Source organism: Bacillus pfraonensis, from assembly GCF_050768835.1.
GTDB classification, from domain to species: domain Bacteria; phylum Bacillota; class Bacilli; order Bacillales; family Bacillaceae_G; genus Bacillus_A; species Bacillus_A pfraonensis.
The window spans coordinates 42495-56413 of the sequence record NZ_JAHCDO010000018.1; the positions used below are offsets into that span (position 1 = coordinate 42495).

A 13919-nucleotide genomic window follows, 5' to 3' on the forward strand; every position below is an offset into this window, starting at 1 on the left:
CACCTGCATTCTATTACTCTTCAATCATACCAGACAATTATCTACCTTCACATCATTCTTGAGACTGATTTTCTAAGAAATAAACCGTGAAACATAATAAGGAATGTAACATTCTTTCATGTGTAATTTCTTCCAATCTCTATTTCAAATGGATTCCCTCTGCCCCTTTATATATAATTAATTGAATTCTATTTACAGAATAGGAGACTGACCATATGAAAAGAAAGTTATTAATCTTTCTCACTATTTTACTACTCGTTCCTATCCATACTTCTGCTCAAATAACAAAAGTACCAAAAGTACTAGTTTTATATAGCACAGAAAACGGACAAGTTACAAATAATATTCAAATTTTAAATACGCTACTCGGACACTTTACAGGTGATGTGACACTGAAAAATGCAAATCAATCAATGGAACACATCGCACAATCCTCTTATACACATGTCATTTACATAGGAGAGAAAAGGGAACACTTGCCCGATGGAGCAAAACAATTTTTAGAAAGCTTTTCTGGTCCCTTATTATTTCTTGGACAGAATATAGAACAGTTCTCAAGCCGCTTTTCTTTTATTACACTTAAGGAAGAGCAAGTACAAATCCGGAACTTGCAATACCCTACACGTCATTTCAAAAACAGCTTGCATGAAGAGCGTTTGATTCAACAATTTGATACAACGGGAGAACCTCCAATTGCATATGCAATTGGTTCAAACGGTACATATCCCTTTATCGTCAAACAAAATCAATCATACTACGTAGCAACATCCCAACTTTTTGATTGGACATCTCATTATGTTGGCGAAATGCTTTTTTCTTACTTTGGCCAACAGCCAGAAACTAGTAAACATCGTGCTTATTTACGCTTAGAAGATGTACACCCAGCAGCTGATCCGAAACAATTACAAACAATCGCTGAATTATTGAAGGAAAAGAATATACCTTATATGATTGCTGTCATCCCAGTATATAAAGATCCAAACACAGGGAAAACAATACATTTCCAAGATAAACCTGAGTTATTAGATGTGTTACGTTTTATGCAGAATAATGGTGGTTCTATTATTATGCATGGTTATACACACCAATTTTATGATAGTGAAACCGGAGAAGGATTTGAATTTTGGGATATAAAAACGGATCAACCTATCCGTTATCCGAATCATGAAATGCCAAAAACAATACGGGATTTCAAGTCAAAGGAAGCTTATGACAAATACATGAAAAATGCTAAAAATTTCGAAGAAGCTTATATAACAGAACGAATCGAAAAAGGAATTGAAGAGCTCACATTAGCTAAATTATACCCGCTCGCTTTTGAAGCACCGCACTATGCGATATCACAAAAGGGATATGAAATCTTATCGCGTTACTTTTCAACTTATGTAGGCCAATTACAGTTAGAGGATACAACATGGAAAGCTATGCACGCTCCAGCCTTTCCCAGTAAGCCATCCTTTTTACATGGAATGAATCTACTTCCTGAAACTGTCGGATTCATAGAACCTAATCAGCCCCATGCAGCTTCTAAGATGAAGGAACATGCCTTATCGGTCACAAAACTATCAGATGGTATCATTGGTGCCTTTTATCATCCATACTTAGGTGTCAAACCTTTCAAGGAACTATTAAATGAGCTAGAAACGATTCCAAATATAGAATGGATCGATTTACAAAGAGAATCAAATGAAGTGAAGATGAAAGATATCCATATTACCTCTAATAAAGATGGTATCCATATTGATAAACCTTTTTCCTTAAGTGACACGATTGAACCTCTGAAAAAGTATGGTTTTTTCCTCATACTTGGCATCATCATGATTGTATTTCTTTTATTAGTACGACGGGCAAAGCGACTCGAATCATAAAGTGAAACTTTAATCAGTAGGGGGTTCTTCATCCTCCGTTGATTATTAGCCCTCACCAATCGGACTTTTACGGGATAAAAAATACCAAGCACAAATTTGTGCTTGGTATTTTTTTATTCTAAATCAAAACGAGGAATGTTATCTACTACCCATTGCTTATTTTCATAGATAAACTCTATTTCTACTTCTTTTTTCGCATCTTCATAATCATTATATGTTTCTGCCGTTGTCAAGATTTTTCCTTCTTTTAGCTTAGCAGAAATAATTTTTGTATATTTCGTACCCGCTCCCGATCCTAGATCTCCAACCACATAATGCATTTTTCCACCTATTTCTTTCACATATTCACTTTTCATATACTTCGTAATAAAATCTGTTGAGAAATAAGTAGCTAATGATGTCTCTAATGCTGCCTTCGTATTATATGCAGGAGGTGTTAATTCTCCATATGAAAAACGGTCTATTGGTTTCGTATTCTCTGGTGATGCTGAAACTGAAATTTTAATAATTTCTTGCTGAGCGTTAACTACCTTTTGTAGTAGTACATTATTAGATGGCTTTTTCTCTTGCTTTTCATTTGATTTTTTTGTATCAAGATTTAGAATTAGACCATTATCTGTATACAAATACATATCACCGTCTATAAAGTATAAATAAGATTTAGATGGTTCAACAACTCCATCATAAATTTGCTTTTCATTGCCACCAGTAATTTTCCGCTTATAGACACCGTCTTTTTTTAAGTAATAGAAGAAATCTCCTTTTATATTCATCTTTAAAGCATCTTTTATTTCTAATGTCTCTTTATTTTGTTGAATATCTAACTCATATATACCATTATCTCTTTTTTGATTATCTAAACTTAGCGAAAAATCTACAATTGCATACAATTTGTCTTTATTGTATGTACCACTGGATATTTCTGCAAAACTTTCCTTTGACCAAGTTTTGTCACCTTTACTTACTTGTGTGCCACGAAATTTATTCCAGTACACAATACTATCATCGATTGTTTCAGCCCAACCAGATGTTTTAATCGGTGACTCTTCTGCTTGTCCTGTTTTCAAATCCTTTTTTACAATTCCTACAATATCAAATCCACCATGTTCAGAATACTTTTTCTGATAGAACAACGATTGATCCTTTACGTAAACATAATTTGTATTTGTTTTCAGTGTATCTAGTTTTTTTGTAGAAATATCATACTTCATTAAAGAAGGCATTACATTTGTATTTGTATTTTTGTCCTGATCCCAATGGATAAAATATAAAATCTTATCTTTTATATTTATATAAGAAGCATTTACCCCTTTTACAATATGCTCTGATGTTTGAAACTTATCTTTCGTACGATAAATGCCCCCCGTGTTTTTATTACCATTTACCGCATAATACACCCAGCCATCACTATCTGCCATTTTTCCCTCATTAGAGATATTGCCAACTACATTTCCCCTTTTCTCATTTTCTTTCATTTGTTCTTTTACTACTGAATCAATTTGTTCTTCTTTTGTTTCTTGCCCCATACTTGTAGTCGAAGTTTTCTTCTCTGTTCCACATCCTAATACAGAAATTGACATGGCTGCCGTCATAATAGTAGCCGCTATTTTTTTATATACTCTCCCCACTCTTTTTCCCCTTTCCTTTTATTAAAACATCGATGTATATAATAAATTATAGAAAACCAAGAAATTTATATCCATATATTTCAAACAAAAAGGTAGAGGCTTTTCTTTACCTCTACCTTTTCCCATAAAATTGAACTGTATTTTGATATATTTGCTCTGCAACCTTAGCTATAGAAATATTTTTTATCAAGCTAATTTCTTTTAACACATCTTCAATCATATACGGATGTGTCATAATACCTGATTGAAATTCCCAAGGTCCATCAGTTTCTACCATCATATATTCTAGTGGATAGAACGATACGATTTTTCTAATTTTCTCCTTCTGTAAAACATCCGGTGTAATTGAAATGTAGTATCCGTTTTGAATCATGCGCTCCATCGTTTCTTTACTTCCCTTAAACCAATGAAAATGTGCACGTGCAATCTTATACTGCTCAAGTAGATCACATACAATGTCAGCATCTTCATAAACTGCATGTAGCACAATTGGTAAGTCGTACCTTTTTGCTAAATCCACAAATTTCTCTAATATTTCCATATAAGGCTCTATTACAATACCTTTCTTTTCTTGATGTAAATAATACGGTAAGCCCACCTCACCTATCGCAACAAGCTGTTCTACATTTGCTTCAATTAACTTATAAATTTCTTCGCATTCTTTTTTGTTAATTTCCTGCTCTGGATGAAATCCAAGTGCCGGATATACAAATGTATGTTGCCCCGCTAAAGACAGTGTTTGTTGACAAGAACGATAGTTCATGGACACCGAAATCAATCCAGCAATCTCAGTACTTCTTTTCACATCATCAATGAGTTTCATTTGCTCTTTATGCTTATATTGATCCAAATGGATATGACTATCAATCCACTTCATTTCTGTCACCTCTCTTATCTATATAAATCCAATTTGATTTTTCAACATATAAATTACGGCTATGAAAAATAAAAAGAGACTTCCACTCATTTCCTCCTTCTGTTTTCACATGGCATGGGACTAAAAAAGGAACTGACCACTTCTATCCACTGGCGGATCCTCTCTACCATCTAAAAAGAATGGTTTTATGTCGTTTTTCCAATCCTTATTTATATATTTTAATGCACTGCTCCAAATTAAGGACAATAAAAAAACAAGAAGGAATCACCTTCTTGTTTCATCATCTATATTATTTAACAATTAAATTTGTAATGATATCAAAAAGTCCAATACATATGGCAGCAACAGTAAAGTAGCTACAGAAATCTTTTACTTGAAACTTAACTACTTCTTCTTTTCGCATCCCATTCTTCTCCCTTCGCAGTCTCTCCCTAATTTCTTATCTTTTTTTATTATGCAAAAAATATGACAAACAAGCCATCGAATTAACTTACGTAAATCTTACAATGTTGTAAGGTTTAAAAAAATAGCCTCATCTCATAAAGAGAAGAGACCTATTCAATCATTAGTTGGTTTTCAAACATTCATCATCATTTCAGACAGAAAGTTGTATGTTCAAACTTTCTACTTGTATTGTAATAGAATTCGTAAATGCAAACTATCGAATTACCTTACATGTACCTTACAATATTGTCATGAACAATATCACTTTTAACAAATTAACTATAATCGTAAATTTCTATTTTTAAATTTATATATAATAAAAAACACTGTAACATACTCAATGTGACAGTGCTTTACAATAACTTTACCTCATCAACAAAAGCTTACTTCTTGCCTGCACAGGAATACTTTGAGCATCTATCTCTACGAACGATTCACCATAACGTCCTTTTGCGAAAATCTTCAAAGGTTCATCTCTCTTTAACATATGTTTTACAGTTTTCTTTATCTTTTGTTTTCTTCCTTTTTCATCGTAAGCGACAAATTCATATTCATACCAATCATTACCAACATGCTGACCAATACCATTTACAATCGTATAATATTCTTTCGTTTTATAAAATGGATTATATTTATCAATTACTGGTCCAAGCTTTGTTGGTAATAGTAGTATAATTACTACTACCGCCGCAATTACAGTAGCTATTACTCTCTTTTTTATTCTTCCCCGCCTCAAGGTAGCTTCCTCCTCCACACAATTATGTGTAGTTTTCTATAAACTTATTTTAAAGAGAATCCTTTCATTCTGCTATTGATTCCTATTACATTTCCCTTACATTTTTGTAAGAATCCAAGTGGAATTTTATATGATTTTTAACAATTTGTGAACCCTCCAAAACTGTGATAAACATCACACTCTCTATTTTCTAAAGGTTTTATAATACAAATATAAAAATTTGTTAAACATTTCACATTTAAGAGGGGAAATGAATATGAAAAAACGTTTAGTCATGGTCGGGAATGGTATGGCTGGTATACGCTGCATCGAAGAAATTTTAAAGCAAGATCCAGAGCTTTATAATATTACTATTTTTGGTGATGAACCTCATCCAAACTACAACCGCATTATGTTATCTCACGTCTTACAAGGAAAAACAAACATCCAAGATATCATTATGAACGAATACAGTTGGTACGAAGAAAATGACATTACGCTGTATACAAATGAAAAAGTAATAAATATTGATCGGGAAGAACAAGTCATTGTTACAGAAAAGAACCGTATTGTTATGTACGACAAGCTTATTATCGCAACAGGTTCTAGCGCATTTATCTTACCTGTTGAAGGTTCACAGCTTCCAGGTGTAACAGGCTTTCGTACAATTGAAGATACACAATTTATGATAGATACTGCTAAGCAATATAAAAAAGCTGTTGTCATCGGCGGAGGATTGCTTGGTTTAGAGGCCGCACGAGGGCTTATTGATTTAGGAATGGACGTACATGTTGTCCACTTAATGCCTTATTTAATGGAGCAACAACTCGACGCCAAAGCTGCTTCATTACTACGTGAAGATTTAGAAGCACAAGGCATGAAGTTTCTTATGGAAAAGAAAACAGTGAAAATTCTTGGTACTGACCATGTTGAAGGTATTCAATTTGAAGATGGCAGTGTTGCAGAATGCGACTTAATTGTAATGGCTGTTGGGATACGTCCAAATACACAGGTAGCTAAAGATGCTGGTTTACTTGTGAACCGCGGCATCGTTACAAATGACTATATGCAAACAGATGATGAATCCATCTATGCAGTTGGCGAATGTGCCGAGCATGACGGTATTGCCTATGGTCTTGTCGCTCCTTTATACGAACAAGGTGCCATACTGGCAAAACATATAACGAACTCACAAACAGATGGGTATACAGGTAGTATTGTCGGCACACAACTTAAAGTTGCAGGATGCGATTTATTCTCTGCCGGACAAATTTATGAAGATGATAAAACAAAAGCAATCTCAATTTTTAATGAGTGTACACGTTCCTATAAAAAAGTATTCATTCGTGATAATAAAGTCGTTGGTATTGTTTTATATGGAGACACTGCTGAAGGTACACGTCTCTTTAGCATGTTAAAAAAGGAAGAAGATATACAAGAATACAAACCAGTCTCTCTACTTCATAAAGATGGTGAAGAAAACGGCATTGATGTTGCAAGTATGAGTGCTGATGATACCATTTGCGGGTGTAACGGTGTGACAAAAGGTGCAATTGTCCATGCCATCTTAGAACAAGATTTAACAACTTTTGAAGAAGTAAAAGGATGCACAAAAGCTGCTGGATCATGTGGGAAATGTCGTCCACTTGTTGAACAAATTTTATCTCATACACTCGGGGATAGCTTCGATGCATCTGCGCAATCTGTTGGTATGTGCGTATGTACAACTTTATCGCGCGACGAAGTTATAACAGCAATTCACGAGAAAGGTTTAAAATCGCCAAAAGAAGTACGAAATGTCCTTGGTTTCGCACATGAAGACGGCTGTTCAAAATGCCGCCCTGCATTAAACTACTATTTACGTATGACGCGCCCAGAAGAATATGCAGATGATAAATCATCTCGCTTCGTAAACGAAAGAATGAACGGTAATATTCAGCATGATGGTACATTTTCTGTTATTCCTCGCATGTACGGCGGCGTTACTACTGCAGATGACTTAATGAAAATTGCCGAAGTTGCGAAAAAATACGATGTACCGCTCGTAAAAATAACAGGTGCAAGTCGAATCGGCTTATACGGCGTTAAAAAAGAAGATTTACCAAAAGTTTGGGCTGACCTTGATATGACTTCAGGTTATGCTTATTCGAAATCCCTTCGCAATGTAAAATCATGCGTCGGCTCTCGCTTCTGCCGCTTTGGTACAAAAGATTCATTAGGCCTTGGTATGTTACTGGAACAATCGCTAGAAATGGTAGATACACCTCACAAAATGAAAATGGGTGTAACGGGTTGCCCACGTAACTGTGCGGAAGCATTAACGAAAGACTTCGGCGTCGTTTGTGTTGAAAATGGATTCCAACTTTATATTGGTGGTAACGGTGGTACAGAAGTTCGTGAAGCTGATTTTGTCATGATTGTCCCTACGGAAGAAGATGTACTGCGCATTGCCACAGCTTATGTACAACATTACCGTGAAACTGGTATTTATGGTGAACGAACAGCTCCTTGGGTGGAACGAATGGGCTTGGATTGCATAAAAGAAATACTGCAAGATAAGCAAATGGTCACTATGCTAAATGAACGTTTCCAAAAAGCACGTAACACATATGAAGAAGCTTGGGGACAAGCGCTAGAAACTCAGTCACTAAAAGCCATGTATGAAGTAGAAACTGTAAAGTAAGGAGAGATCTACATGTTACAAACGAAAGAAAAAATAAAAATAATGCGTGCCGAAGATCTTCCCGTGCAAATCGGTAAGGAAGTGCGAATAAGGGATTTGTCCATCGCCTTATTTCACCTTTCAAATGGTGACATTCATGCTGTAGAAAATCGTTGTCCTCATAAAAATGGGCCTTTGGCTGAAGGAATTGTTTCTGGAGAATTTGTCTTCTGTCCGTTACATGATTGGAAAATTTCCTTAATAACAGGTGAAGTTCAAAAACCTGATGATGGTTGTATTCAAACATATGAAGTAGAAGTTATTGATGGGGATATTTATATATATATGTAACTTGTACAGGAAATCCCTTTTGGGGTTTCCTTTCAAGTAAAAATAGATGAGGTGTAGAGATGAACGGATACGTATATTTAGTTGGTGCAGGGCCTGGTGATGAAGAACTTATTACAAAAAAAGCAATAAATTGCCTAAAAAAAGCAGATGTTGTTTTATATGACCGCTTATTGAATCAAAATTTACTTCGCTATACAAAGCCAACATGCGAACTCGTTTACTGCGGGAAAATGCCAACAAATCATATTATGCGACAAGAAATGATTAACGCGCATTTAATTCAGTCTGCCAAAGAAGGTAAAATTGTCGTCCGCTTAAAAGGCGGAGATCCATCGATTTTTGGCCGCGTTGGTGAAGAAGCTGCAGCTTTAGCAACGGAAAATATTCTATATGAAATTGTTCCAGGGATTACATCTAGTATTGCCGCTAGTGCGTATGCCGGCATCCCTCTTACCCATCGCAACTATAGTAATAGTGTAACGTTGCTAACTGGTCATACAAAGGGAGCAATTAGCGACCAAGTCAACTACAGTGCCCTCTTAAACAGCGATACAATCGCCTTTTACATGGGTGTTAAAAACTTACCGATCATTTGCGAGAACTTATTGCAAACAGGAAGAAAAAAAGATACACCCGTAGCAGTCATTGAATGGGGTACAACGGGAAAACAACGAGTTGTTACAGGTACATTGTCTACAATCGTTGATTCCGTAAAGAAAGAACATATTTTAAACCCTTCGATGACAATCGTTGGTGAGGTTGTATCTTTACGTAAACAAATTGCTTGGCAAGAACACAAATCACTACACGGAAAAAAAGTTTTATTTGCCTCTGCAACAAACAAAATAAGTATACTAGCGCAAAAGTTACAAACAAATGGAGCAGAAATATATCAAATACCAACTTTCAAAAAGCAGGAATATCAGTTAACATTCGGGCAACTCTGTGAAATATTTAAAGCCGAGCGCCTTGTTTTCTGTTCACCTGAAAGTGTAGCAATCTTATTACAATCATGTGCGCAATATCAAAAAGATATTCGCTCCTTACAAGCAACACTACAACATATGAATAGCACTACTCAAAAAGCACTTATGCAGTATGGATTACTAAGCGAATCAGCAAGATTCTCTACCGAAACAACTATTTACTTAGGACGAAATATTAATCGCATTGCCATCATTCAAGAAAAAATAGGTGCGGGTTCTCATATTATGACGCATGAATATCAAATTGATCATCGTTTTGATGAAATTCATACACGTACACTAACTGAATTCAAATGGGATAGTATTGTATTCGAAGGACGCGCTGCAATTGATACGTTTATAACAGAAGTAAATCGCCTCGGGTTCATGGATGTTCTTCATTTACCATTCTCATATGCCGACGAACCAACTCTGCAATATGCAAATAAAGTCGGCTTCCATAATACCGATACTCAGCTGCAAGCTATCATCGATGAGAAAGAAGTGGTGGCAGAGTGAAAGGTATCGTTTATATGGGACATGGTAGCCGATTACACGAAGGCAACGAACAGTTCATTCACTTTGTTAAGTCCGTTATAAAAGAACGAAGCGAAAGCATCCAAAAAATTGGATTTCTTGAACTAACCACACCGACTGTACAAGATGCAATTGTAGCAGCCATCCAAGACGGTGCGACTGAGGTTTTACTTGTCCCTGTTTTATTATTTGCAGCAGCCCATTATAAACGTGATGTCCCTTTTGAAATTGAAAAAATAAAAAAGCTCTATCCACACAGTACATTTTCAGTTGTACCACCCTTTAGTACGCATCCGCTTATGATTGAACTTGTCGTAAAACGAATACGTGAAGCTATGCCAATGCAAAATAGTGAAATCTTACTTGTCGGTCGTGGTAGCAGCGATTCTCAACCTATACATGAATTAAAACAAATTGGAGCAGCTGTCGAGCAAAGGCTTTCCTTGCCAGTTTCCTGCTCCTTCTTAACAAAAGGAACACCTTCTTTTCCTGATGAACTCAATGAAAAAGCAGCACACGCAAGGCATGTATATGTCATGCCTTACCTGCTCTTCACCGGGTTATTACTTCAAAAAATAAATCGGTATGCAGAAAAATACGCAAACGCTACAACTTGTAACTGTCTTCAATTTGATTCCTATATGAAGTCCGCTTTATTAGAGCGAATGGAGGAACATGTACATGCATAACATCTATCCTATTATGTGTAATCTTGAGGGCAAAACGGTTGTAATTATAGGTGGTGGAAAAATTGCATACCGAAAGGCAGCTGGATTAAAAAATACAGGAGCTTTTGTCACTGTGGTGAGCCCAAATATTTGTGAAGAAATGGAGTCTCTTTCCTACATTATGTGGAAACAAAAAACATTTTCAGAAGAAGATATTAAAGGTGCACACCTCATCTATGCGGCAACAAATCATCACGATACAAATATGATGGTCAAACAAGCTGCACACGATTTCCAATGGGTGAATGTTGTAAGTGATGGAAAAAAATCATCCTTTCATACCCCCGCAGTTATTCGCAGTGATGAATATGTTATAAGCATATCCACTTCGGGTAAAAGCCCATCCTTTGCAAAACGAATAAAAGAAAAACTAATGCAGATTCTTCCTCAAATTATAAAATAAAAAAGATGAACGAAATCCCTCGTTCATCTTTTTAGCTTGCTTTAAAACCACCGCCAAGTACATCTCGTACGTCATGAATAACAACAAACGCATCTTCATCCACGTTACTGATTACTTGTTTTAATTTCACAAGCTCTTGCTTATTAATTACGACATATAGTACTTCTTTATTTTTCCCAGTATAGCCACCGCGTCCTTCTAAGACAGTCACACCGCGTGTCATATGTTTCGTAATCGTTTCACGAATTAAATCTGGTTGACTTGATATAATTGTAACTGCTGTTTTCGTATTAATTCCTTCCACAATGAAGTCGATTACTTTTGCTCCGACAAATACTGCAACGAGCGTATACATTGCTTTTTCTTGTCCAATGATAAATACCGATCCTACAATTACAACAATATCAATAATAAGAACACCTTTCCCAACGCTCCATCCTAAATATTGATTTGCTAATTGCGCTAAAATTGCTGATCCTCCAGACGTACCTCCCGCTCGGAACATACAGCCTAATCCAATACCAACAAACACCCCAGCAAATAAAGCTGCTAATAACGTATCGCTATTTACCCTGTGTCCAATGTGTTCTGTAGCATATAAAAACAAAGAGGTTTCTACAATACCAAGGATTGTGTAAACCATCGTTTTTTTATCAAAAAATTTATAACCAATAGCTAATAGAACCGCATTGAATACAAAGTTCATAATCCCTGGTGACCATCCAAATAAATAGTAGGTGACGACTGTTAAACCGATGATTCCACCTTCCGATAAACGGTTTGGAATCGCAAAATAGTTAATACCAATCGCAAATAATAATGAACCAATTGTAATTAATGCAATTTCTTTCATTCGTTGATTAAACATAAGTTGTAACCTCCTCCATTTGACATTGTATCACTATCTTACAGAGGCATAGAAATAGTTTTTACCACACTCTTTTTTCTTATAACAGCTATATAATTATGTTTACATAAACATTTGTTTAGTTATGCAAATTCGCCCTAACAGCATCAACAAACTTCTTCACGTTTCCCGCCTGAATATACTTAGCCACCACAACTTCACTATTATGAATAAATGCTAAACGCGGAAACATTTCTATTTCATCTATACAAAAATACGAATATTCTTCAAGAATTATAGGATAATACAGGCGTTTCCCATAAAAAAGAATTCGCTTATTAGTAGCAACAAATATACCTTGTTGATATGAAAAGGTGAAGTTATCTCTCTCAAATATTCCTACCACAAAAGATAAAATTTGTTCATCAGATTCTACATACTTTTTTACATTCAATAATAGTTCTTTCATGAATATTCCCCCAAATTCAATTCATTGTCGTAACATTTGAAAAGAATCCATGGATTACTACATAACCGGTGTAAATTAGTTATAAAGTATGAAACGCGTTTCCAGTCAAATACATTCTCAAAAAAATCCGTTATGTGTCATTACACATAACGGATTTCAACTAAACAGTAGAGCGTTCTACCAATCTATAAGGAATCTCCACTTTTTCTTGTTTCCGATCATCATTACTTATTTGTTTGTAAAATAGTCCAAAAGCACTTTTACCAATCTCTTTCACATGTTGATCAATTGTGGTGATTTGTAACACTTGGGAAATTGGCTGATTATCAAAACCAATAATCGCTAAATCCTGTGGAACACTTATGCCTAATTTTTTAGCTTCTGTCATAATTCCAATAGCAACTTCATCCCCAGCTACTAGCAACGCTTCAGGAGAATTCTCCATCTCTTTTAACTTATGGGCGACCTTCACACCATCCTCTAACGTAAAGCATTCCGTAAAGATTCGATTTTCGATAATTTCTTCATCTATCAGTTGTAAGGCTTGCTTATAGGCCTCAAATCGCTTTTTACTACTAGCTCCTTGCTTCCTCCCTGTACAATATCCAATTTTTTTGTAGCCTTTCTTGATTAAATAATTCATCCCTAATTGAAAAGCCCCAAAATGATTTATATATACGCTGGATATGCCCAAAACATCAGTCTCTTCACAAGCAATAATCGTCCCATATGAAGCATAGTGCTTAATTACATCCCAATCATTCGCACGTGAACAAATTATAATACCGTCTAGTTGTTTTGTTTTCAACATATGTAAACTTTCTCTTTCTTCTCGCTTGTTATAATTTGTCTGACACAGAAGAACTCGGTAATTATGAGCTAATGCCCCTTCCATAACTCCTCCAACAATCCTATCGAAGTGCGGGTGGTCAATGTAGGGCAAGATCACACCAACAATATTCGTTCTTCCTTTTGATAAATGAACCGCATTTGCATTTTGTGAGTAATTCAATTTTTCAACTACTTCTAAAACTGCTTTCCGTTTTTCCTCACTTACGTATGGATGATCATTCAACACCCGTGAAACAGTCGTAACCGAAACACCTGCTAACTTCGCAATATCTTTAATATTAGCCATATGCTCACCTCTTTTCTTAACGTAATCAAATTCATAAGTATGTGTCAAATGTTCTCATCCTTACATCTCCATGCAATTCTCTTACAAAAGTGTAATCTTTCTGTAAGCTAATTCGATAGTGACTTCTCTCTACATTTCGTACAATTAAGTCAGAAAGTAACTCAGAACATTCGAAAAGGAGCGGATACACATGATGAACAAAATGAAATCAAACAAATTCGTAAATACAATGAGCATGGTGCTATCCACTCTTGTCGATGCAAAAGCAGTTGCTCATTCATTAAACA

At 35.5% G+C, this 13919-nt stretch carries 12 protein-coding genes; 6 read left to right on the top strand and 6 right to left on the bottom strand.

Annotated features, from left to right (window positions below; translation table 11 throughout):
* Nucleotides 1–215: 215 nt before the first annotated feature.
* Nucleotides 216–1868, top strand: a complete 1653-nt coding sequence (locus KFD70_RS18210; protein ID WP_336453754.1) for a DUF2334 domain-containing protein — start codon at nt 216–218, stop codon at nt 1866–1868.
* 113 nt (nt 1869–1981) lie between these two features.
* On the opposite strand, the gene KFD70_RS18215 is transcribed toward KFD70_RS18210, so the two are convergent.
* The 3 genes from KFD70_RS18215 to KFD70_RS18225 form a co-directional block, all read right to left on the bottom strand.
* A complete protein-coding gene (locus tag KFD70_RS18215) occupies nt 1982–3496 on the bottom strand; it encodes a DL-endopeptidase inhibitor IseA family protein (protein ID WP_336453755.1) in 1515 nt (504 codons plus the stop codon).
* 112 nt (nt 3497–3608) lie between these two features.
* On the bottom strand, nt 3609–4373 hold the full coding sequence (locus KFD70_RS18220) for a TatD family hydrolase (RefSeq protein ID WP_431613269.1): 765 nt from the start codon (nt 4371–4373) through the stop codon (nt 3609–3611).
* An 808-nt stretch (nt 4374–5181) separates the two neighbouring features.
* Nucleotides 5182–5538: a YxeA family protein gene (locus KFD70_RS18225; protein WP_336453795.1), complete on the bottom strand. Its 357-nt coding sequence runs from the start codon at nt 5536–5538 to the stop codon at nt 5182–5184.
* Between the two features lie 271 nt (nt 5539–5809).
* On the opposite strand from KFD70_RS18225, the gene nirB reads away from it, so the two are divergent.
* From nirB to KFD70_RS18250, 5 genes are read left to right on the top strand one after another with little or no spacing between them, the layout of a single operon-like run.
* On the top strand, nt 5810–8215 hold the full coding sequence (gene nirB, locus KFD70_RS18230) for a nitrite reductase large subunit NirB (protein WP_336453757.1): 2406 nt from the start codon (nt 5810–5812) through the stop codon (nt 8213–8215).
* 12 nt (nt 8216–8227) lie between these two features.
* A complete protein-coding gene (nirD, locus tag KFD70_RS18235) occupies nt 8228–8545 on the top strand; it encodes a nitrite reductase small subunit NirD (RefSeq protein ID WP_336453758.1) in 318 nt (105 codons plus the stop codon).
* Nucleotides 8546–8604: 59 nt separating this feature from the next.
* Complete coding sequence (locus tag KFD70_RS18240; protein ID WP_336453759.1) at nt 8605–10029, top strand: uroporphyrin-III C-methyltransferase; 1425 nt, start codon at nt 8605–8607, stop codon at nt 10027–10029.
* On the top strand, nt 10026–10736 hold the full coding sequence (locus tag KFD70_RS18245) for a sirohydrochlorin chelatase (protein ID WP_336453760.1): 711 nt from the start codon (nt 10026–10028) through the stop codon (nt 10734–10736). Before KFD70_RS18240 ends, KFD70_RS18245 begins: the two co-directional genes overlap by 4 nt.
* Entirely contained in the window at nt 10729–11178 is a 450-nt protein-coding gene (locus KFD70_RS18250; RefSeq protein WP_336453761.1) for a precorrin-2 dehydrogenase, read from the top strand. Before KFD70_RS18245 ends, KFD70_RS18250 begins: the two co-directional genes overlap by 8 nt.
* 31 nt (nt 11179–11209) lie before the next feature.
* Here KFD70_RS18250 and KFD70_RS18255 read toward each other — a convergent pair whose 3' ends face one another.
* From KFD70_RS18255 to KFD70_RS18265, 3 genes are all read right to left on the bottom strand, one after another.
* On the bottom strand, nt 11210–12046 hold the full coding sequence (locus KFD70_RS18255; RefSeq protein ID WP_336453762.1) for a YitT family protein: 837 nt from the start codon (nt 12044–12046) through the stop codon (nt 11210–11212).
* A gap of 118 nt (nt 12047–12164) precedes the next feature.
* Nucleotides 12165–12494, bottom strand: a complete 330-nt coding sequence (locus KFD70_RS18260) for a PH domain-containing protein (protein WP_336453763.1) — start codon at nt 12492–12494, stop codon at nt 12165–12167.
* A gap of 160 nt (nt 12495–12654) precedes the next feature.
* On the bottom strand, nt 12655–13632 hold the full coding sequence (locus tag KFD70_RS18265) for a LacI family DNA-binding transcriptional regulator (protein WP_336453764.1): 978 nt from the start codon (nt 13630–13632) through the stop codon (nt 12655–12657).
* Between the last annotated feature and the right edge of the window lie 287 nt (nt 13633–13919).